21 protein-coding genes are annotated in these 22578 nt (G+C 50.7%); 19 read left to right on the top strand and 2 right to left on the bottom strand.

Features of this window, described 5'->3' with window-relative positions; genetic code table 11:
* Positions 1–199: 199 nt before the first annotated feature.
* The 12 genes from CRG97_RS30765 to CRG97_RS30710 all read left to right on the top strand — a co-directional run bounded on the left by CRG97_RS30765 (position 200) and on the right by CRG97_RS30710 (position 12920).
* On the top strand, positions 200–595 hold the full coding sequence (locus CRG97_RS30765; RefSeq protein ID WP_098749287.1) for a Fur family transcriptional regulator: 396 nt from the start codon (positions 200–202) through the stop codon (positions 593–595).
* Positions 571–1389, top strand: coding sequence for a winged helix family transcriptional regulator (locus tag CRG97_RS30760; RefSeq protein WP_098749286.1), 819 nt, complete (start codon positions 571–573; stop codon positions 1387–1389). The genes CRG97_RS30765 and CRG97_RS30760 overlap by 25 nt, the downstream gene beginning before the upstream one ends.
* 191 nt (positions 1390–1580) lie before the next feature.
* On the top strand, positions 1581–3041 hold the full coding sequence (locus tag CRG97_RS30755; RefSeq protein ID WP_098749285.1) for a catalase: 1461 nt from the start codon (positions 1581–1583) through the stop codon (positions 3039–3041).
* Positions 3042–3293: 252 nt separating this feature from the next.
* A complete protein-coding gene (locus tag CRG97_RS30750) occupies positions 3294–5276 on the top strand; it encodes a methyl-accepting chemotaxis protein (RefSeq protein ID WP_098749284.1) in 1983 nt (660 codons plus the stop codon).
* Positions 5277–5506: 230 nt separating this feature from the next.
* Positions 5507–6322: a uroporphyrinogen-III synthase gene (locus tag CRG97_RS30745; protein ID WP_098749283.1), complete on the top strand. Its 816-nt coding sequence runs from the start codon at positions 5507–5509 to the stop codon at positions 6320–6322.
* 110 nt (positions 6323–6432) lie between these two features.
* Positions 6433–7071, top strand: coding sequence for a ThuA domain-containing protein (locus CRG97_RS30740; protein WP_076323920.1), 639 nt, complete (start codon positions 6433–6435; stop codon positions 7069–7071).
* A gap of 36 nt (positions 7072–7107) precedes the next feature.
* A complete protein-coding gene (locus CRG97_RS30735) occupies positions 7108–7806 on the top strand; it encodes a response regulator transcription factor (protein ID WP_076323921.1) in 699 nt (232 codons plus the stop codon).
* Positions 7803–9155 (top strand): sensor histidine kinase, encoded by a 1353-nt coding sequence (locus CRG97_RS30730; RefSeq protein ID WP_098749282.1) that lies wholly within the window; start codon positions 7803–7805, stop codon positions 9153–9155. The genes CRG97_RS30735 and CRG97_RS30730 overlap by 4 nt, the downstream gene beginning before the upstream one ends.
* Positions 9156–9242: 87 nt before the next feature.
* Positions 9243–9881 (top strand): PepSY domain-containing protein, encoded by a 639-nt coding sequence (locus tag CRG97_RS30725; protein WP_098749281.1) that lies wholly within the window; start codon positions 9243–9245, stop codon positions 9879–9881.
* 128 nt (positions 9882–10009) lie between these two features.
* Positions 10010–10657 (top strand): PepSY domain-containing protein, encoded by a 648-nt coding sequence (locus tag CRG97_RS30720; RefSeq protein ID WP_237566625.1) that lies wholly within the window; start codon positions 10010–10012, stop codon positions 10655–10657.
* 274 nt (positions 10658–10931) lie between these two features.
* A complete protein-coding gene (locus CRG97_RS30715) occupies positions 10932–11249 on the top strand; it encodes a phasin family protein (protein WP_098749280.1) in 318 nt (105 codons plus the stop codon).
* A complete protein-coding gene (locus CRG97_RS30710; RefSeq protein ID WP_098749279.1) occupies positions 11250–12920 on the top strand; it encodes an ABC1 kinase family protein in 1671 nt (556 codons plus the stop codon). It begins immediately after the preceding gene.
* Here CRG97_RS30710 and CRG97_RS30705 read toward each other — a convergent pair.
* Entirely contained in the window at positions 12917–13486 is a 570-nt protein-coding gene (locus tag CRG97_RS30705) for a hypothetical protein (RefSeq protein ID WP_098749278.1), read from the bottom strand. The genes CRG97_RS30710 and CRG97_RS30705 overlap by 4 nt on opposite strands.
* A gap of 197 nt (positions 13487–13683) precedes the next feature.
* Between CRG97_RS30705 and CRG97_RS30700 the strand changes: the two genes are divergently transcribed.
* The 3 genes from CRG97_RS30700 (at position 13684) to CRG97_RS30690 (ending at position 17697) form a co-directional block, all read left to right on the top strand.
* A complete protein-coding gene (locus CRG97_RS30700) occupies positions 13684–15315 on the top strand; it encodes a DEAD/DEAH box helicase (RefSeq protein WP_098749277.1) in 1632 nt (543 codons plus the stop codon).
* Positions 15316–15410: 95 nt separating this feature from the next.
* A complete protein-coding gene (locus tag CRG97_RS30695; protein WP_098749276.1) occupies positions 15411–15761 on the top strand; it encodes a DUF3243 domain-containing protein in 351 nt (116 codons plus the stop codon).
* 682 nt (positions 15762–16443) lie between these two features.
* Positions 16444–17697 carry a hypothetical protein gene (locus tag CRG97_RS30690; RefSeq protein ID WP_098749275.1) on the top strand — a complete coding sequence of 418 codons (1254 nt, stop codon included), beginning with the start codon at positions 16444–16446 and terminating at the stop codon, positions 17695–17697.
* Between the two features lie 25 nt (positions 17698–17722).
* Here the strand turns inward: CRG97_RS30690 and CRG97_RS30685 are convergent, their stop codons facing one another.
* On the bottom strand, positions 17723–18259 hold the full coding sequence (locus CRG97_RS30685; RefSeq protein ID WP_098749274.1) for a hypothetical protein: 537 nt from the start codon (positions 18257–18259) through the stop codon (positions 17723–17725).
* A 291-nt stretch (positions 18260–18550) separates the two neighbouring features.
* Here CRG97_RS30685 and CRG97_RS30680 point away from each other — a divergent pair, with 291 nt between their 5' ends.
* From CRG97_RS30680 to CRG97_RS30665, 4 genes are all read left to right on the top strand, one after another.
* A complete protein-coding gene (locus CRG97_RS30680; protein ID WP_098749273.1) occupies positions 18551–19030 on the top strand; it encodes a glutathione peroxidase in 480 nt (159 codons plus the stop codon).
* 544 nt (positions 19031–19574) lie between these two features.
* Positions 19575–20936: an FAD-dependent oxidoreductase gene (locus tag CRG97_RS30675; protein ID WP_098749272.1), complete on the top strand. Its 1362-nt coding sequence runs from the start codon at positions 19575–19577 to the stop codon at positions 20934–20936.
* 127 nt (positions 20937–21063) lie between these two features.
* Entirely contained in the window at positions 21064–21660 is a 597-nt protein-coding gene (locus CRG97_RS30670) for a DUF4352 domain-containing protein (protein WP_098749271.1), read from the top strand.
* Positions 21661–21908: 248 nt separating this feature from the next.
* The gene (locus CRG97_RS30665; protein WP_098749270.1) at positions 21909–22502 is read left to right on the top strand and encodes a TetR/AcrR family transcriptional regulator; all 594 of its coding nucleotides are present in this window, start codon (positions 21909–21911) and stop codon (positions 22500–22502) included.
* Positions 22503–22578: the final 76 nt, after the last annotated feature.

Below are 22578 nucleotides of genomic sequence, written 5' to 3'. Positions count from 1 at the left end.
CGCTCGATTGCCTCCTTTGGCGGGCTATTCGTTTCATCGTTTATGTATGTTCTAATTCTAACCATACAAGCTAAAGGAATTTTTAATTGAATCTAAAGAAATCTTAAAGATTACCAGCGGCAATTTCGGCACGAGATGTTGACCTTGAGAGGAATAGGATTTATACTTGATCTAAAAATAAATTAAAAGGGTGAATACCTTGAGATCTTTAAATCTGACGACACAACGCCAAGCGGTGTACGATGTCCTTCGGGAATCGCATGATCATCCGACTGCTGCGGATATCATGAACCGGCTGGTGGAGAAAGGATATAATCTCGCGTACGGGACGGTTTATAATTCCCTGCGTTATTTGACGGATAAACAGCTGATCCGAGAATTGAAGCTCGGAGAGAGCGCGAGTCGGTACGATGCGCGTACTGACGAGCACCAACATATTATTTGTGAAGTATGCGGTAAAGTGGACGAGGTCATGACGGAGGTGCCAGAGGATTGGGCTGCTACGGTAGCCGGTGAAACCAATTACGTCATCCATCATGCTCACGTCGTATTTGGGGGGGTGTGTCCAGAATGTCAAACCAAACGGAAGAAATGACGGAACTGGGAACGATCTATTCGTTTCCTGATTTCCAGTCCGGCAATCTGTATGTTCGTCCAACGATGCCGATGGCGATAGGGGATGCTTGTCCCACAACCCTGCGGGCCGCGTTATTAAGCCGTTCTCCCGGACGGGTGAATGAAATGTTTATTACCTTGACCGAGAACTGCTTCGAGGTGATGATGTTCCGCAAATGGGAACCGCGTCTTCAGTCGGCACTGAATACAGGACTGATTATTGCCGATATGACGGGCTGCCGGAATATGGCGGCGTTCAACAAGGAGAAGGAACTCCTGCTGCCCGAACATTCCTCTATTCCGATTCTATACCTAGTAGGGGAAGAGTTAATGAGCAATGCAGGCTCAAGCCTGTTGAACGAAGAGCTTATGGTATGGCCTGCCCGTTCCAAAGATACGATGATGTATCAGGTGCAGCGAACCATTCGATTGTTCTCTCCTGCTGCCGGATTGTCGGGGGAAGAAGAGGTCATGCGCGGCCTCGTCTATAAAGACTTATCCATTGATCGGGATAAAATGACCATCCACCGGGGCAGCACTCCTATCCATTTGACGAAGACAGAGTATCATTTGCTGATGCTCCTGCTGGACAGCGAAGGAGCCGTCTGCACGCGTGAGGACCTCATGTGCAAAATTTGGGATACGGATTTTATGGGCGGCAGCAATGTGGTTGACGTCCACATCAAAAGCTTGCGTAAAAAGCTGAGCGACAACGCGGGAGCCCCGCGATATATTGCAACGGTTAGAGGAGTGGGATACCGCCTGGCGGACTAATCCCCCTCCCTTTTTTTGTTCATTTTGCCGTACTCAAAAATGGATTCATCCGAACTTCATATAACGATCATAGAAGGGTCATATAACACTCATGCGACAATCATGATCCGATGGATTCTCCAGTGATACAATCAATTCATAAATTTAGATTCAGTCTAAAATCAATTATAGAAATGATGGAGGGTTCATCTATGGATAGAATGACAACCAATCAAGGGGCTCCAGTCGGAGATAACCAAAACTCCAAAACGGCAGGACGCCGCGGACCGACGCTGCTTGAGGATTATCATCTGATCGAAAAAATTGCCCATTTCGACCGTGAACGGATTCCGGAGCGCGTCGTTCATGCCCGCGGGGCAGGTGCACACGGCACATTTGTTGTGGAGAGTGACATGAAGCCTTATACGAGAGCGGCATTCCTGCAGGAAATTGGTCAGGAAACTCCTGTGTTTGTTCGCTTCTCCACGGTTATTCATGGAACAGGGTCACCCGAAACGGCACGCGACCCACGCGGATTTGCCGTGAAGTTCTATACGGAGGAAGGTAACTATGACATTGTAGGGAATCATATTCCGGTCTTCTTTATTCGCGACGCGATCAAATTCCCGGATATGGTGCATTCCTTGAAACCTTCGCCGGAGACCAACATCCAGGAGCCTGGCCGGTACTGGGACTTCATGGCGCTGTCCCCGGAATCCACGCAAATGATGACCTGGGTGTTCTCGGATCATGGCACACCAGCGAACTATCGCGAGATGGATGGCTTCAGTGTCCACGCCTTCAAGTGGGTGAATAGCGAAGGCAAAGTGACTTACATTAAATACAAATGGGAATCCGTACAAGGCGTGAATACGCTGAATGCCGATGAAGTGGTCGAAGTGCAGGGCAAGGACTTCAATCACGCCACCCGTGATCTTCATGAGCACATCGCAAACGGGAATTTCCCGAAATGGCGCCTGCAGGTACAGCTGATGTCCCCGGAAGAGATGGATGAATTGTCCTTTGATCCGCTGGATGCTACAAAGACCTGGCCGGAGGATCGCTTCCCGTTCGTAACGGTCGGTACCATGACCTTGAATCGCAATCCGCAGAACTTCTTCGCCGAAGTTGAGCAGGTCGCTTTCTCCCCAAGTGCGCTGGTGCCTGGCATCGAGCCGTCGGAGGATAAACTGCTGCAAGGCCGGCTATTCTCTTACCCGGATACGCAGCGTCATCGACTCGGTGCGAATTATTTGCAGATCCCGATTAACTGCCCGTATGCTCCTGTGCGTAATCATCAACGTGATGGCTTGATGAACGTGAATCAAGATCCGTCGCCGGTAAACTATGAGCCGAACAGCTATGCAACAGGTCCTGTGGAAGACCCTTCTGTAAATGAAAGTGAAGCACCGCTCATGGGGCATGTCGTTCGCCAGCGTATTGAAAAAACAGATGATTTCACCCAAGCCGGAGAATTGTACCGTTCGTTTACGGAGCAGGAGAAGGATCATTTGATCCGCAATCTGGTTGATGACCTGAGCCAGGTCAAATCCGATATTCAGCTCCGTGCCGTATGCAATTTCTACCGTGCGGACGCCGAATATGGTGCAAGACTCGCTGCCGGGCTTGGCGTAGACCTGAGCGGATTCATACCTTCCAATCAGCCGAAGTAACGTAGTTTGAACTTATAAGAGCCAGCTATCTTTGTTTTTCGCTGTGCAGGATGGATGGCCTTTATATAGAGGGTGGTCTATGACCGCCGCCAAGAGGGGTACCCATATAACATGGGTACCCCTCTTTTTGTGGAAATAATTACCTATGTATACTGCATAATGAATGGTCTAAGAGATGCCGATAAGTTGAAGGGAGTATTTTTTTATAGAAGACAGGTGAGATTCACTGCAGTTTAGAAAGGAAAGAAACCAATGAAGAAAAAAAGAGCTAATCGTATTAGAAGAAACCTGATTCTCACATTTCTGCTCGTACTTCTTGTGCCCAGCTGCGCTATCGGTATTATCACTTACCGTGACGCCAAGGGAACTGTCGAGGAAGAAATTCTGCGCAGTGCATCGCTGAGCGTCGATACGGCGAATGAGATCATTAATCACACGCTGCAATCCAAGTTCGATGACCTGAATTATTTAAGCACAACGATGAAGTCCGCTGAAATCGACAAGGAACTCGAAGCGAAAGCGGGTTCAACTATCAATGCACTGAAGCAGTACTTGGGACTTCATCCGGAGACGGTGGACGTTTTTATCGGTACGGCACAGGCTGGCATTATCAAGGCATCAGGGGAAAAGCTGCCGTCCGACTATGATCCTAGACAAACGGAATGGTTCCAGCAGGCAATGAATGCATCGGGCCAACCGATTATTACAGCCCCCTATACTTCGAACACGGGCTCCTTGATTGTAGTAACGCTAGCTCAGATGCTGCCTGACGGCAAAGGCGTCGTGGGCATTGATCTCAACCTTCATAGCATCCGGAGTCTGGTCCAAGTGCAGGTAGGTAAAGAAGGCTATACGATGGTGCTGGATCAAAATCACAAATATCTGTTTCACCCCGATTATGACGCAGGGACGGACGCGTTGGCTAAGGAAGCTTGGGTCTCCAAGATGTATGAGCAGCCAACCGGTCATTTTCACTATGATCATGACGGCATCGAGAAACAATTGAACTACATTACGAATGAACGAACCGGCTGGAAAATTGCCGGGGCCATGTTTGTTAAGGAGGTCGACGACTCCGTTAATGGTATCCGCCAAACGATGATTGTGGTGATGAGCGTTTCGCTGCTAGCCGCCTTAATCATGGTGACTTGGAATGTAAGCTCTGTGATCAAACCGATCCGCCGTATGCGCCAAGCGACGGAAGTCATTAGCGAGGGGGATCTGACGCTTCGCATGAATGGCTTCAAGCGTGACGAGATTGGAGAGTTGGCCGATCACTTTCAGCAGATGGTGGATAGTCTCAGGGACATGGTTCACGGGGTCATGGCCATGACGGAAAATGTTTCCGCATCTTCCGAGCAATTGTCCGCAAGCGCCCTGCAAAATACAAACGCCGTCGAGCATGTCACGTCTTCCATTCAGGAGGTTGCCGCCGGCAGTGAACGTCAGTTGAACGCCGCGGAGGAGATTCTGAAGGGTATTCTTCAAGTGTCCCGGCATGCTGATGACATCGCGGATATATTGGAGAAGGTTACAGCGGCTATGAACCAGACAGAGGAATTGGCCCAAGAAGGGAACCAGACGGTGATTACCGCAGCAGCGACGATGCAGGATATTGATCATGCGATGAACGATCTGAATGGGGTTATCCATCAGCTGTCTGAGCGGACCGAGGAGATCGGCGGTATTGCCTCGGCCATTACCGACATTGCCAAGGAGACGAGTCTATTATCGCTGAATGCCTCAATCGAAGCTGCGAGAGCCGGGGAGCAGGGCAAAGGATTTGCGGTTGTAGCCGCGGAAATCCGTAAGCTTGCTCAAAGGTCGGAAAGCTCAGCGGATTACATATCGGGGCTGATTACAGGGATACTGGCGGAAGTGGAACGAACCATGGAGATGACGGAAGCCGCTAGGCAGAAGGTATCGGACGGCGTTGACGCAGCGGATCTGACCGGACGCTCCTTCTCCCGTATCAAAAAGGCCGTACATACGGTGTCCGGCCAGGTTAGAACCACTTCGAAATCGGCTAAGGAATTGGCGCAAGATACAGCTTCCACGAAAAAGTCCGTTGAAGATATTCGTGGGGTGTCGGAGCAAACGTCAAGCCAGACCCAGACCATATCGGCAGCCTCTCAGGAACAGCTTGCTTCCATGGAAGAGGTCAGCGCGTCTGCTGCGGATTTAAGCCGGCTAGCTGAAGAACTGCAGGAGATGGTGAAACGCTTTAAGATTTAAGAGATTCAAGGGCGTGTAGTATGCCCCGAATATTTCGTGTTGAAGCAGCAAAGGAGCTTATATTCCTTTGCTGCTTTTTTGTTTGTGGCAGGAAAGGGGGGCTTCATGAAAGAATAAGACCAAAGTGGCTTTATCTCTAGGAGCAGGGCCTTTATACTGGAGTCAACTGCTAGAAGCTGTAAGACTGACGGATGCACAAGCTAGAAAATGATGAGAGTGGGGCATATAACATGGCACAGCATATGAAAGATCGGATCGTCGCTTTGGCTGGTCCGCGCAAGGCAGCAGACATGGCCAAGCTGGTGGAGAAGATGGGTGGCACCGCGCTGCTTCGTCCGGCCCAGGGAACCGTATTTTTGGATGATGAAGTACTGCGCCGTTCGATCGAAGCTTGGCTCAAGGCGCCTGCACCGTGGGCGATATTTACGACGGGAATCGGCCTGGAGGCCATTTATGATACAGCAGAACAGATGGGCCTTTTGGATACATTGAATGAAACGCTGCAGAGCACCTCGATTGCGGCAAGAGGGTACAAAACGGCCAATGCGCTGAAAAAGCGCGGTCTGGCACCGGTCGTCAGAGATGATGACGGCAGTACGTCGGGGCTGATCCGGTCACTTGCGCCGCATGACCTGTCGGACAAGCGCGTCATTCTTCAGCTGCATGGCGAGTCTGCCCCGAAGCTGGTGGAGTGGCTGGAAAGTCGTGGGGCGGTAGTAGAGCAGATCCTGCCTTATAAGCACATTGCGCCGCTGGAGGAGGATGTTTCGCAACTCGTTGATGAAATCGTGGGCGGCAAGGTTCACGCGGTTGCTTTTACAAGCGCGCCTCAGTTTCGTTTTCTTGCGGATTATGCACGTGCCCATGGCAAGCTGGAGGCTGTGCTGGAGGCGTTCCGCGGACCGGTCGTGGCAGCGGCTGTCGGTAAGGTTACGGCTCAGGGGCTTCGCGAGGAAGGCATTGAACGTATGGTGGTTCCCGAGGAAGAGCGAATGGGCAGCATGATGGTGGCGCTTGGCCGCTACTTTGCTCAAAACCAAGAATAATGTCATGATATAACGTAATGAAGTTGGGGAGATTTCAGTCCATACCAGCTTCTTCATGCATGTTCCTAGGGATCATGTGAAATATTGAGTAGTAAATAGGAGGATGACCGATGGATAAGAGAAAAGCATTGCTGCTTGGCAGCTATACCCACCCGAAGTTTCATCCGCTGCAAGGCATCGATAAACAAATGACACACCTGCTGAACGACATGTTCACCGTGCAGTGCACGGAAAATCATAAAATGCTGCATGAAAGCAATCTCTACCCTTACGAGCTCTGCATCGCCTACAGCGACCTATGGGACGAGCGCGTTTCGCCCCGGCAGACCGCAGGTCTGCTGTCCTATGTAAGCGGCGGCGGCGGCTTGCTTGTGATTCATAACGGCGTTACGCTGGCCAATCGTTATGAGCTGGCGCAGCTAATCGGCGCCCGTTTTGACGGACACCCGCCCATGGAGAAGCTGTACTTCGTTCCGGGGGAGACCGATCATGATATTACGGAAGGCGTGGAGCCTTTTGTGCTGGACGAGGAGCCTTATCGGTTCATATTCAGTCCGTTTACGGAAAAAACCGTGCTGCTGCATTATGAATTCGAAGGCAAGCAGTGGCCTGCTGCCTGGTGTCATACGTATGGCATCGGACGCGTGGTCTTCTTGATGCCGGGCCACCACGAGCCGTCCTTTCTCCAGCCTCAGCTGCGTTTAATGATTACGCAAGCAGCCAAGTGGGCTGCACGCGTTCCGGGTTAAGAAGCCATTTCGATACGATCGGTAGGAGGGACGCGCTTGAGCGGGAAGATACTAATTGTTGAGGATGAAGCGAAAATATCCCGTTTGCTTGAAATCGAGCTGGAGAGTGAAGGATATCAGGTCACCAAGGCGGATAACGGGCTGGATGCGCTGGAGGCATACCGCAGTCAGGACGTCGATTTAATTCTGCTGGATGTCATGCTCCCCGGTTTGAGCGGGATTGAGCTGCTGCGGCGGATTCGTGCCCATGATTCCCACACAGCCGTACTGCTGCTGACAGCCAAAAGTTCCGTTGAGGATAAAGTATCGGGGCTTGATCTTGGAGCCAATGATTATATTACGAAGCCGTTTCAGATCGAAGAGCTGCTGGCGCGGATTCGTGCTGCGCTGCGGCTCCAAGGCAAGCAGGAGCCGGAAGAGCAGGCGGCAGGAGAGTGGCTTACGGCAGCGGATTTGAAATTGAACGAAGGTACGCGGGAAGTCATTCGCGATGGCAGAAGGATCGATCTGACGCCGCGTGAATTTGACTTGCTCGTATATTTACTGAAGAACAAGCGACAGGTGCTGAACCGCGAGCAGATTCTCGCTGCCGTATGGGGATACGATTATTACGGCGACACCAACGTCGTCGATGTATATATACGTTATGTCCGCAAGAAAATCGATCATGACAGCACATCCGAGCTCATTCACACCGTCCGCGGTGTCGGCTATGTGTTGAAAGAGACCCCATGAAGCTGAGCAGTAAAATCCACCTCTATTCATCGGTGCTGATGGCGGCCATTCTGATTGTCATGAACTTATCCGTATACTATGTGTTCAGCAAAATGACGGTGGACAGCCAGCTGGAGCAAGCGGAAGCCGAGGACTCCAGAATATCGAGGGAAATGGCCAAAGCTGCGGATACGATCCCGGTGGGCGAATTGCTTCGGAGCTATGTGCCGCTGGACGGGAAGATTCAATTGCTCGGACCCAATGAACGGTATCCATCTACTTGGGTAACTTCCTCCGGGGAGGATATGGATGAGCTCAAGCTGCCTTACGATACGAAGAGGCAGGTGAAGGTCGTCGAGTATGAAAATACCCGGTACACGATGGTTTCCCTGCCCCTCATCTGGAGAGACGGGGTCGTGGTCAATATCCAGGTCGCCCGCAGTCTTGCCGCTACGATGGAGACGCTCCAAGTGCTGCGAATCGTGCTGGTCGCCGTAACCGCGATTGCCTTGGTTCCGGTCATCATCTCGACGCGGATATTGGGGCGTTTGATCGTGCAGCCGATTACGGCTTTGATCCAAACGATGCGGGAGATACGACAAAGCGGGCGGTTCCGGCGAATCGAGCTGAAGGAGAAATCGAAGGATGAATTGGTGGAGATGGGGGCTGCGTTCAACGACATGATTACGCTACTGGAGAGCAATCATGCGAGGCAGGAGCAATTCGTGTCCAACGCTTCCCATGAGTTAAAGACACCGCTCACCATCATCGAGAGCTACGCAAGTTTGTTAAAGCGGCGAGGACTGGATCGGCCGGAGCTGTTCATGGAGTCCGTTGAAGCGATCCATTCGGAAGCGATCCGGATGAAGGAGCTGACGGAGCAGCTGCTGCTGCTTGCCCGCAATCAGGATCAATGGCAGGTCGAAATGGAGAAGGTGGATCTCGTGGCATTATCGGAGTCTTCCGCGCGTGCATTTCGCGATGCTTATAACCGCACGGTGGAGGTTGAAGCCGATGGCGAGGTTCTTGGATGGACGGACAGCCGCAGGCTGAAGCAGCTCTTGTTCATTCTGCTGGATAATGCGCGCAAATACAGCGATGAACATATCGTCATCGAGGTTGGCACGAAGCCAGCGGAGGTTTATATCCGGGTCATCGACCGCGGAATCGGCATTGCCAAAGATGAGCTGGAGCACGTCTTCGACCGTTTCTACCGGGTGGACGAGGCTCGTACCCGCCGGGGCGGGGGCGCCGGCCTTGGTCTGTCCTTGGCAAAGGATATCGCAGAGGCCATCTCGGCTTCGATAGAGCTGGATAGCCTGCCAGGTGTGGGTACAACCGCCACGATTCGGCTTCAAGCAACGAAATAAAAGGCTGCCAACTTCCCTTTTCTCATCGTATTCTAACCATGCTCCGCTATACTGATGGTAAAGACAGATTGTATCCGAGGTGATTCGATGCGTAAAAAAGTCAGTCTGCTGCTGGGTGTCGTGATGCTGGTAGCGGTTATGATTATTGTGAATGCGGTATGGAGTCCTTTTAGCCCTTCAACTTCCGCCATGTCAACGGATGAAGTGGTGGAGGAGGTGCTCTCCCAATATCCTGGCGGCGAAATAAGAAAGACCACGCTGGATGGCGGGGTGTATCGATTGGAGCTACAGTCGGCTACCGGAACGTATGAGATGACGGTGGATGCCCGCCAAGGCGACATCGTGTCCATCCAGCAGCTGGATGAGAGGGCTTCGCAGCCGCCCACGGAACCGGTTGAGCCCACGAAGCCGGATCCAGACATTCCTCCTTCCGAGCCAGCGGATCACGGTGACAAGGAAGCAACAGGGGGAACGACGGGCGGGGGAAACGGAAATGGAAGCGGCACTTCGGAACCGCCTGCAACAATGATTACCAAAGAATATGCGATCAAGCTTTCTTTAGAGAAGGTACCGGGAACGGTGGAAGACGTGGAATATCGCGAGAACAAGAGCAGTCGTTACTACCTGGTGGAGATCGAGCGGGAAGATGGGCGTGAAGCGACCATTCAAGTCCATGCGATTACCGGTAAGATCATGACGGTGACTTGGGATGATGAGGACGATTGATGAATAGATGAGAGGTCTTGTCCGTGTTTTCTCATCGTTTTCTAATCTTTCTCTCCGAAAGCTCTCATGTTGAGAGGGTATATTGGGTTTGTAGAGATCAACAGGAGAGAATCATGAGGAGGCGTAAGATGATGAAGAAGAAAATATGGTGGGCAGGCGCACTGTCCTTAGCCATCGCGGCAAGTGGAGTATACGGCTATAACGCTGTACAGGCGGCAGGATCCGGACAGACGACTGCAGCGGGAACTCAGGCAGCAGCCAAGCAACAGCAGCAGCTGATCGGAATGGAAAAGGCAGAACAATTGGCACTGGCTGCTGCCAGCGGCAAAGTGGAGAGCATGGATATAGACCGGAAAAAGGGCAAGCTGGTCTACGATGTAGAAATCCAGCAGAATAACCGGGATGTGGATGTATGGATTGATGCCTATACCGGTAAATCCCTTGGTGTAAGAGTGGACCGGGACGACGATGATGATCGTGACAACCTTCCAGGCAATCTGATCGGTGCCGGCAAGGCATCCGCTATCGCCGTTAAACACGTTAAGGGCGGGACGGCTGTGGAAGTGGATCTGGACCAAGATGACGGCAGATGGGTGTATGACGTCGAAGTGAAAACAGCAAACGGATCATCCGAGGTTGAGGTCCATGCGGTCAGCGGTAAAGTGATCAAGGCAGAGTATGAGAAATACGACGACCATGATGACGACGATGATGACCATGATCATCACGATTGGGATCATGATGATCACGACGATCATGATGGGGATGACGACTAAGTCATTCTCTATCTATATGGGATAGCCTCTATAAGCGAACAGGCGGATCATTTTCTTCCCGCCTGTTCGCTTTTTCCATTGTATTTTACATAATAAGCATGGCTGGAATGCAATTTCTTGTTATCCGATTGCGGATTGCCTCATATTTCACGTGAAATCAGGGGAAATTGATAAGGCAGCTTCTCTATACTTATGAAAGCAAGTCCAAGGATAGATGTTTTTACCAGCGTTAAAGGTTATAATGGAACCAGACAACGACCGGGAGGGATATACCGTGAGTGATCTTTTTAAGAAAGCAATCTCGTTAGGATTGGGCCTTACCGTGGTCAGCAAGGAAAAAGTTGAGAAAATCGTGGATGATCTGGTCAAACGTGGGGAGCTTGCTCCTGCGGAGTCCAAAGCGCTTGTGAACCGTCTCGTCGAACGCGGCGAAGAGGAGCAGTCGCAGATCAAGACCTATATTTATGAACAGGTGCAGCGTGTATTGTCCGATCTGGATGTTCCCAAAGAGAGTGATGTCGCCAGCCTGGAACAGCGCATTGCTTCTCTGGAGAAGAAGGTTGTAGAACTGGAAGGATCGCGGCAGGAATAGATGGCGGTCCGAATCCGACATGCCGGACGTTACCGGGAAATCGCCATGGCGCTCATGCGTCATGGCTTTGGCTATATGGTGGAAGAGATGGGACTGTTTCATGTTCTGTCGCTGCCTGTTCGCTGGAGTTCCAGGGAACAGCCGGAGACGATTACGCTCGGGGAACGCATACGGCGAGTGCTTGAGGATCTTGGCCCCGCCTTCGTAAAGCTTGGACAGTTGGCGAGTACAAGATCGGATCTGCTGCCGGACCATATTATCCAGGAATTGGTGAAGCTGCAGGAGCGGGTACCTCCTTTTTCTTCCGCGAACGCACGGGAGCTGATTGAGCAAGAGTGGGGTATGCCGATCGATGAGGTGTTGAGTGAGTTTGAAGACAAACCGCTGGCCGCTGCCTCGATTGGGCAGGTCCATGCCGGGAAGCTGAAGTCCGGAGAGCATGTAGCGATCAAGGTTCAGCGACCCGGGGTAGCCCGAATGATCGGTCGTGACTTGGAGATATTGCGGGATTTAATCTCGATTGCCGAGCGCCACTGGGAATGGGTGAAGCAGTACCGTGTGGACCGGATTGTTGACGAATTTGCCAGAGCGATGATGGCAGAGCTGGATTACAGCCATGAAGCCCGAAACGCAGAGAAGATAGCCTCCCAGATGTCGGAGCATGAATTTATCCGCATTCCGCAAATTTATTGGGAGTACACGTCTTCCAAAGTGCTGATGATGGAGTATGTCGATGGCCTCACATTAAGCCGGAGGCAGGAGATCGTGGACAAGGGACATGATCTGAAGGCGATCGCTGAACATTTGATCGATGGCATGCTGCAGCAGGTCTTTATTGAGGGATTTTTTCATGCCGACCCTCATCCGGGGAATTTACTTGTCAGGGAGGACGGCAAGCTGGTCTTTCTGGACTTTGGGCTGGTGGGTCACCTCAGTGAAGATATGAAGGACCATCTGTCCGGACTCATTATTGCCTTAATGCGGCGGAATTCGGAAGGGATGATCCGGGCGATTTCCAAAATGGGATTGATCCCGGACGATTGCGATATGGATTCGCTCCGGTCGGATATGGACCGGTTGCGGGGAGAGTATTATGATGTGCCGTTCGCACAAGTGCGGATCGGCAAGGCGTTGACGGATCTATTTGCTGTTGCCCAGCGGCACGGGATTATGCTGCCGCCCGATTTGACGCTGCTTGGCAAATCATTGCTGACGCTGGAAGGTGTCATCGAGATGCTGGACCCGAACCTGAGCATTATCGATATGGCGGAGCCTTTTGGTCGAAAGCTATTGAAGAAGCGTTATAATACCCGCCGGATCGGCAGGAAGGTGCTGGATGGGGTGAGCGGACTTGCCGAGAGTTTGCTTGAGCTGCCCGGACAGGCCAGGCAGCTGTCGGCTCTGATCAGCAAGGGGAAGCTGCGGGTAGAGATCAGTGTTCCGGAACTGAAAACTTTGATGCGCAAGCTGGATCAGGTCAGTAACCGGCTGTCCTTCAGCATTGTGCTTCTAGCTTTCAGCATCATCATGGTGGGTCTGATTATCGGTTCATCGCTGAGCCGGGAGCCGATGATGCTGTGGAGTTTCCCCGTGATTGAAGTTGGATTCATTGTAGCCTTACTCATGGTTGCATGGCTGCTGTATGCCATTTTCAAATCCGGCAGGTTCTAACCGGCAGACTCCGCTCTTGTCCGCTTGCGCTGCTGTACCCAAGTCTGGACTCCGATGAGGATCCACTCTATGAGGTGAAAGAATACGGCAATGAGAAGCGCTTGCAACCAGCCGCCGACAGGAATGCCGGGCACGATCAGAGACGCTATGTACAGCAGAACCGTGTCGGTCACGACAGTAACCGCCTGTTTAATATAGATGGAGGTATCCTTGCGAAGCAGCAGCCTTAGCAGGGTGATAATCAAAGGATGAAGGATACCTTCGAAGATCAGAAACCCAATCAGGATGGTAAGCGAGAAGCTGAGCCATACGCCCTGACCGTCGTAAGCCAGGATTTCACCTGATCCCGATGGATCAGACATGGGAAACCACCGGGCATATAACATCGCGAAGAGTTCTAACGGTATAATGATAAAGGCCGACAACAGCGGGATAAGCCATAGCTTCTTTCGGAAGGGGACGATAGGCTCCCCGTCGCGTCTTGAAATATAATTCATCATCAGATTGATCAGGCCGAACAGGACCATCAGGATGAGTGCTGACAGAATGATCTGTAGGGTATGCATATCGGGGACACCTCCTCGCTGGTGCAAACTGGATTTTCCTATATCATTGACATTACCAAAGTCAGGGTCTTTTGTCAGTCGAAAAGAAAGACAACGAAAATGTTCCGGTCTTCTTAGAACGAATTCGATCGGCATTTTGTTGGGACTTATATGTAAATATGTTTGTTTGCTAAATCCAATCGATTTAACGCAAGCAGATGCTAAATAATTTAAATGAGGTGGAACGTTTGCCGAACTTTCAACAGCTGGGCATTGACGAACAAAGAGTACGGAAACTGAAGGAGCAGGGAATTGCGGTGCCGACTCCGGTACAGCAAGAGAGTATCCCGCTGCTGCTGCAAGGAAAGGACGTTATCGCCCGGGCAAAGACTGGCACAGGCAAAACGTTGGCTTTCATGCTGCCGATTCTGCAGCATATCGATCCCAAGCGGGCGTACCCGCAGGCGCTCATTATTGCGCCGACACGGGAATTGGCATTGCAGATTACGGAAGAAGCCAAGAAGCTGACAGCCGGCGAGCCGGACGGGATCAAAATCCTGGCGGTCTATGGTGGTCAGGACGTGGAGAAACAGCTCCGAAAGCTCGAGGGCGGACGGCATTTGATCATCGGAACACCGGGCCGATTGCTGGATCATTTACGCCGGGGCACGCTTGAACTGGGCGGCGTGAAGCAGCTGGTGCTGGACGAAGCCGACCAGATGCTGCACATGGGCTTTCTGGATGAGGTCGAGACACTGATCCATGCGCTTCCGTATCGGCGCCAGACGATGCTCTTCTCGGCCACGATGCCTGCCGGCGTGAAGCAGCTTGCCGGCAGCTATATGAATGAACCTGTCGATATCGTCATTAAGGGGGCTTCCCCGATCCCGCTGGAGCAGATCCAGCAGGTTGTGGTCGAGTGTACGGACCGCTCCAAGCAGGATGCGCTGCGTGCCATGATCGAGGAGCATAACCCTTTTCTCGCGATTATCTTCTGCCGGACGAAGCGCAGAGCAACTATATTGAATGAGGCGCTGCTGGCCCATGGGTATCAATCGGACGAGCTTCATGGGGACCTGTCACAGGCGAAACGGGAAGCGGTGATGAAGCGATTCCGGGATGCCAAACTGCAGCTGCTGGTAGCAACGGACGTTGCCGCAAGGGGGCTTGACGTCGAGGGCGTGACCCATGTCTATAACTACGATATGCCTCATGATGTTGATAGTTACATCCATCGTATCGGACGGACCGGACGGGCCGGGGGGAACGGGATGGCTATCACGTTCGCTGCCGGTAAGGATCTTAACGATCTACAGCGCATCGAGGAAGGGATCTCCCTTCGCTTGAAGCGCGTGCGCTATGATTCCAGTGCTGGAGGCCTTCGGGAAAGCACCGGTGGCTCAGGCAGGGATACGGGCAGACCGGGAAAAGCAAGAAACATCTCTTCGCTTGAATCTGATCAAGAACGTGGTCAAGGCAGAAGCCGGGCAGATCGCGGTACGGGTTCCGGGCGGAGCCGCGGTAGCGAGCAGGGTAGAGGAAGAGCCGGATCGTCACGCAGAGATGAGCGTGGCTCCGGACGGGCTGGAAGCCGTGACGTCCGTCCAGGCGAGGGACGCGGACCATCGTCGGCTGGAGGTCGCAGCAGCGGCAGTCGTGACGGCGGGCGTGCAGGCGAAGGCCGTGGACAGTCACAGGCCGGAACACGTGGCAGCAGCAGCCGTGGACAGTCCAGAACCGAGGGTCGGGGAAATCAAGGCAGTCGCGGTGGACAAGGCGGTACACGATCATCCGAAGTCCGCGGCGCAAGAGGCCAGAGTGGTGGACGGCGCGGTGGCCGCAGCCGCTAGCAGATATAGGATATTTTTGGAAGGCATCTGTTTCAAGCCGGAAGATCCCGTTTAAGTAGAGAGCGTTACCCAGTCAATGACAAGGAGGCGTTACCATGTCTGAACATAATCATGTAGTGAACAAGAACGGTGAGCTGGATGTGAGTAAGGTCAGTGACGCGATGGACCGGATTGATGATGGGGAGAAGGAGAGGATCCTGGCCGATTTTGATGCCTTCCAATCCTATTTGAACAAGCGAATTCAGCTTGCCGAGAGCATTGGGTTGAATGAAGAGCAGCTGGCGCAGGCAGCAGAGAAGGTAGCTGGCTATCTGGCTGCAAACGAGGAGCCCCGGAATTCCGAAGAGAAGCTTCTTCAGGAGTTATGGAAGGTCGGAACCCAAGCGGAGCAGCATCAACTGGCTCATCTGCTTGTGAAGCTGGCTCAGAAACGTGCGGCTCCATAAGGCAAAATCCTTCCCGGCCAACTTGCCGTGGAAGGATTTTTGGGTTCAAGAGTAGTAATTAACATACTTATAAGGATGTAGGGATGTAGGGATGTAGGGATGTAGGGATGTAGGGATGTAGGGATGTATATTAATTTCTATACATAATATGCATGCAAGTTAGACCTGCTTGTCCGCCCCTGGCTTCGGTATCCAGGTGAGGTGCAACGAAATGGTATCTAAGTGCAACGAAATAATACCCAGATGCAACGAAATCGCTATGACGATGGCCAGAACCCCGCCGAACGCCGAGGCTAACGGACATCAGATACGTTATTACCCTGTTATGAGGTCCATTTATCGTTCTAACGGACACCACAGCCGTTATTTAGCCTGGAAACAGCCCAAATACCGTCTTTTCAGATGAATAACGGATCTCTTGTCCGTTTGTTTCGCTCATAACCCCATTTTCTACGAAATAAGGTCTCCTGAGTCCGTTAGACTTTGAGTGAACGCAGGACGCTGCTTCATCGCTCGGCAAGACTTACAATTACCGCTCTTCTGTCGCACTGACGGCGCACGCTCTACCGTTGGCCTAACATACTATTTGGTACATCGTGCGAACTGCTCCCTATAGGATCTACAATGTCTTCATTTCATGTGAGCTGGGAAACAACGAAGAATATGAGGGGGAGTTGCTTGAATGTCTCTGGTGATTCATGAGCAGAGAAAGCCCAAAATGCAGCCTTTTTATTGGGTGATTACATTTGAAATGCACGTGCTGGGAATACTGCTTGGCCTGGGGCTGACACTGGGTCCCTTGATGTTGCTGTACCTCTGGACCAATGTCTGGACCTGGATCAGTCTGGCTGCCATACCTGCTGGTATCTTCATGATGATTCGTCTGTCTAGAAGCCTGAAAGGGCATATCTGGAACAATACGCATCTGGACGAGTATTTGTTATTCGAAGATCATATTGAGTACGAGAGATGGGACCCGGAAACGAAAGACTCCCTAAAGGGGAGCCTTAGGATTGGTGACATCAAGGAAATATACTATGGGCGATACATCTTTCAATTTAGCTATGCTTATAAGAAAAGCAAAATGACCGAATCCGTGCCTTTGGCAGAATTAATGCCGATTATGTACCTCGTCGCGGGAGAAGGGCAGACAGAACGGGCCGTCGCCATTCCATTCACGGATCCGATGGAGGCGAATCGTTGGCTAGAGGTTATCGGCAGAAGGGACATTCCCTTATACCTGACGTCCATCATCATTCAAGATCTGGGCGATGAATCGGTTGCGTCTTTGCTTCGCGAGGATGAGGATTTAGAGCGTGCCGAATTTGATGGCAATATGGAGCGGCAATTCCGGCCTTACCTGGACCGTCTGGTGCAGGAGAACGAAGAGGAAGACCGGGAATTAACGGAGGAGGAGCTTAATCAGCTGGAATACGAGATGAAACTCCTCGAATACGAAGAGGCGCTGCAAAAGCGAAGATCGGCTTTTCGTGGAACCGGTTTGCTTGCTTGGCTGATTTTCCCGGTTCAGTTCGCCATCGGTTTTTGGCTGACGCGTCAGGCAGAGTTGGGGAACGCGGACCCGGAACAGCGACTATACCCTATTCTGCTTGTTGCACTCTCCGCGATCCTATTCTTTTTCCTGGTGAAATGGATGCGCTGGCTCCAGATCATCATGTTCTCATTGGTTACCTTTATATCGTTTATGTTTTTGGACTTTTCCGAGATCGAAACGGATCCTTCGTACCAAATGTCCAGCATGCTCTTTGCTATAGCTATGCTGTCACTGCCTGTGGTTGGTCTTTTCTATTTGGGTATCCGGTATATCCGCAAAGGTCGGGATTCCAAGAATCTGCCGCCGATGCCGGGGCCGTATCAGCCTCTTCCTGATAAAGATAAGGTGGGGATCCAGTCCGGAGACCATCTGTCAACTTAATAAGAAAGCGAGAAAAACGCACCCTTCACATTTGGGGGTGCGTTTCGTATCGGTATCTGTAGGTTTCCATAGGCTGGCTGGTAAAGGCGGTGTCGAGCTTCTTCTTCTCGCCGGGGGCAAGGGTTACGTCCTTGTACATCTCGGTGAAGACTTCCTCATCGTTCTGATCGTATACGAACAAGGTAATGTGACCACGAAATGTTTGGCTCTCGTGGTAGTTGCCGGCATAGATCACAATGTCCGCATCATCCTCGTTTTTATAGGCTCCAGCGTGGACCAAGATGTAGTCTTTAAAGCTTTGCAGCTCGGAACTAGTCTTCTTGTCCTCAAAATTCTGATCCAAATCGGTCAGCATCGTTTCTTCTTTGTAAAGGGATTCCTGGGTGATCAGGCCAATGGGGATCGTCAGTATAAAATAGAAGGCCAGCGTCGATAGCCCAGTGCTGCGCAGCACGGTCTTTCGGTCATACCCCCCTTTGATTAAGCCGATGAAGGCAATCAGTGCGAGCACAATGACAATGAGATGCCATGGGGATATAAACATTTCGGGATACAGTTTCATTTCTTTTCCTCGCTTACTGTTGTTGAAATACCGAATCGTGCAATATTTTTCCAAACCTTAAATCATTACCCTGCTTACTTGCTGATTAAACAGCTGTTATTAGTCTATGTAAATCTTGTTTAAAGAGGTTATACATTCATCATAATGGATTTGCGGGCGACGGGGTAGAGGTCTTGGAACTGAAATTTGGTTTAAGGCCATTTATTCGATATGATGGAGGGAGATTGGCTAGGCTGTTGCGCTTGAAAAGCATGCCATCCATTCAAAACAAGCCGGGGAGGAGATTCGAAGATGTCAGTTTATGAATATCATGCAACCAATACCAAAGGTCAGGAAGTCTCGCTCGATCAGTATTCAGGCAAGGTTCTGATTATTGCAAATACGGCAAGCCAGTGCGGACTTACGCCGCAATACGGAGAGCTTCAGCAGCTGTATGACCAATACAGCCAGCAAGGGCTGCAGGTTCTTGGCTTCCCGTGCAATCAGTTTGGCGGACAGGAGCCGGGTACAAGTGAAGAGGCCGAATCGTTCTGTCAATTGAATTATGGTGTGAATTTCCCAATCTTTGCGAAGATTAACGTCAATGGGGAAGAAACGCATCCGTTATTTCAATATTTGAAATCCGAGCAACCAGGACCGAATGAAGGCGGAGAGATCGCTTGGAATTTCACCAAGTTTCTGGTAGACCGCGAGGGCAAGGTGGTTCAGCGGTTCGAACCGCGGGATACGCCGGAATCGATGAAGAGTACCATTGAATCTCTGCTTGGTTAGTAGCGGGAAGTAACGATTACATAACAGGGCTGTTTTCTTTGGGGATATTCCTCTGAGGAGAACAGTCCTGTTTTTCTCTTGGACACCACTTCGTTTAACCCGATTAATTGACAGCATCTTAGAAAACACTGAGCGTAAAGTATCATTTCATTAGATCAGTAGAAGCAAGATCCTTCAAGGCAGCACGTATAGATAGATGATTCTTGAATCAACTTCATGAGGCTGGGCTCTTATAGCTTACCCTGATACCGAACCCGTATTCTTGGTTTAACCTAAGGGTATTGGCGCTGGGAGCACGATGCTCTTTGGGTCAACTTCTTTTATCATTATAACTATGTGAAATTATGAACAATATGTGAATAACGCAATTATCTATTGAACTGTGAAATTAATCACATTATAATAAGGGTATGAAGTGAAAACATTCACAAATAATATTACCAGTCACCACATTCATGCTCAACAAGCGTTACCAAGCATGAATCCAGGCAAAAGAGCTCATCTTAATCAAATATAAAGCTTCATACTTGGAGGAGGAAAAACCATGAAAGTAGCAGTTATCGGTTGTACCCATGCAGGAACGGCCGCCATCGTGAATACCGCCAAACTTTACCCAGAAGCCCAGATCACCGTTTATGAACGCAATGATAACATCTCATTCCTGTCTTGCGGCATCGCGCTTTACGTTGGAGGCGTTGTAAAAGACCCTGACGGTTTGTTCTACTCTTCACCTCAGAAGCTCGACGAGCTGGGTGTTGAAACCAAGATGAAGCATGAGATTATCTCGGTAGATACGGATAAGAAAAGCTTGAAAGTTCGGAACCTGGTTACAGAAGAAATTTTTGATGATACCTATGATAAACTGATTATCACAACCGGATCATGGCCAATCGTACCGAAGCTTGAAGGCATCGATCTCAATAATATTCTGCTCTGCAAAAACTACAATCATTCCAATGCGATCATTGAAAAAGCGCAGGAATCGAAACACATTACGGTTGTCGGCGCCGGTTATATCGGCGTGGAGCTTGTCGAAGCCTTCCAGCAGAACGGCAAGCAGGTTACGCTGATTGATAGTGCTGACCGCATTCTGAACAAATATCTGGACCCTGAATTTAGCGGCAAGATCGAGGAATCCTTCCGTGAAAAAGGGATTGAGATGGCCCTGGGTCAGACCGTGACTTCTTTCCAAGGCGAGAATGGCAAGGTGAACAAGGTCATCACCGATAAAGGTGAGATCGACACGGATCTGGTGATCCTCTGCATCGGCTTCCGTCCAAATACGGAGCTGCTGAAGGGGCAAGTGGATATGCTGAAAAATGGCGCCATCGTCGTGGATCAATATATGCAAAGCAGCAAGCAGGATGTATATGCAGCGGGCGATTGCTGCTCCGTACACTATAACCCGACGGGTAAAATGATGTACATTCCGCTGGCAACTAACGCCGTCCGGATGGGTACGCTCGTTGCACGCAATCTTGTGCAGCCGACAACCCCATATATGGGAACGCAAGGTACGTCGGGATTGAAAATATACGAACACAACATTGCCTCGACGGGATTGACCGAAGGAGCCGCCAAGGACGAAGGCTTGAAAGTGGAGACGGTCACCATTACGGATCATTACCGTCCGGAATTCATGCCTACCTTCGAAGAGGTTACGCTGAAGGTGGTATATGAGCAAGACAGCCGCCGGATGCTTGGTGCACAGGTCATTTCCAAAGTGGATATGACGCAATCCATTAACACGCTGTCGGTGTGCATACAGAATCGGATGACGATTGATCAATTGGCCTTCATCGACTTCTTCTTCCAGCCGCATTACAACAAACCGTGGAATTTCCTTAACACGGCTGGACTGCAGGCATTGCCGGCGGTCGAGACGAAAGCACCGGTGCATTCGTAATCCTATTTACTTGCGAGACCCCTGATTTGGGGGTCTTTTTCTTGTTTTTGAAGGATTATGGATTTTGACAGCGAATTGGAAAATATCCGGACATGTAGATATCGACTTACAGGAGGTAGGATAAATTATGAATAAAAAAGTAATGCTGGCTTCGGCTGTATTGTTCTCCATGCTGCTGACGGCTGCTTGTTCCAATGATCAGGCTGATCCGCCCGCAGAAACTCCGCCGGCTGTTGTGGATAGCGAGGGGACAGGTCAGACGGACACATCTGAAGAGCAGCCGCCTGCAGAACCAACCCAAGGGGAGGACCAACCGTCCGACAACACAGATGTGAAGCCGATCGGCGAATCTGCCGCGGTGGGCGATACGGTGGATTATCATGGCACGGTCATTACGCTGAACAGCGTACGCGAATCCGAAGGGGACGAGTACTTAAAGCCCCAGCAGGGTCATACGTTTAAAGTGGTTGACATTACCGTGAAGAACAATGGCCAGGAGCCGCTGGTCATCTCTTCCGCGCTATCTTTTTCCCTGACGGATTCGAGTGATCTTAACTATACGGTTCCCATTACGGATGATGTGAAGATGCTGGACGGCACCATTGCCCCAGGCGGCGAGCTGACAGGAGAAATTCCGTACGAAGTGAAACAGGGGGTTACGGGGCTGCAGCTGAGTTATGGCGATCCGATGAAAGAAGGAAGAGCCATTTGGGCAGTGGAATAAAAAAATATTATATTTGTTTCGGGATGTACGAGTGATGAGAGGATTTTGCTTAGGCAAAGTCCTTTTTTCTATGTCATTGTCAAGGCGTCGCTTTACATGGGGGAATGTTTTCAGTATGATTAAACCGTACAGTCGGTTTTTTTATTTGGAATGGCGTTCATTGATTTTAAATTCATTTTGATTACAGGAAACAGATTTCCGCTTACTGATTGCGGACTATTATTTCCAAGCAAGGAGTGCTTACATCGATGTCTTCAGAAAAAGCGCAGCGAAAGCGGGACATGATTCTGGATAAAGCAAAGGAACTGTTCATCCAGCGCGGGTATGCGGCAACATCCATGGATGAACTGGTCAAGTATACGGGTGCCAGTAAGGGAAGTATCTACTATCACTTTGAGAGCAAGGAAGATTTGTTCGTCAAGCTGCTGGCGAAGCAGAATCAGGAATGGATGGAAGCCTGGAACGATAAAAAAGCCCGTTACGCCAGCTTCGAGGAGAAGCTGTATGGCATTGCCGATCATATGGTCGATGACTTCCAGAATCCGCTCACCAAGATCGCGGAGGAGTTCTATATCAATCAGCCGGAGAATAAGACGATTGTGGGCGAGATGCTGGCGATTCTGCAAGGACCGCGTACGCTATACCGCGAGATTTTGGCGGAGGGAGCGGATGAGGGACGGATACCGGCAGAAGATGTCGAGGAGATATCCGTCATTTTTGGTGCGCTTCTGGATGGAATGTCGATTTCGTACTATGAACGTTCTCAGAAGGAATCGAGACTGCTGTACCGTAAGGGAGTAACTTACTTTTTAAACGGTGTGTTATCGAGTCAAGGTTCGTAATGTATTGAAGGATTTATCGGAAGCGCTTCTGTCGGTTTGAACGCAGGGTGGGCGTTTCCGCACATATTATTAAACC

The sequence above is a fragment of the Paenibacillus sp. EZ-K15 genome, from assembly GCF_002573715.1.
In the GTDB taxonomy this organism is placed as follows: domain Bacteria; phylum Bacillota; class Bacilli; order Paenibacillales; family Paenibacillaceae; genus Paenibacillus_AQ.
This window is presented reverse-complemented; position numbering and strand designations above follow the sequence as displayed.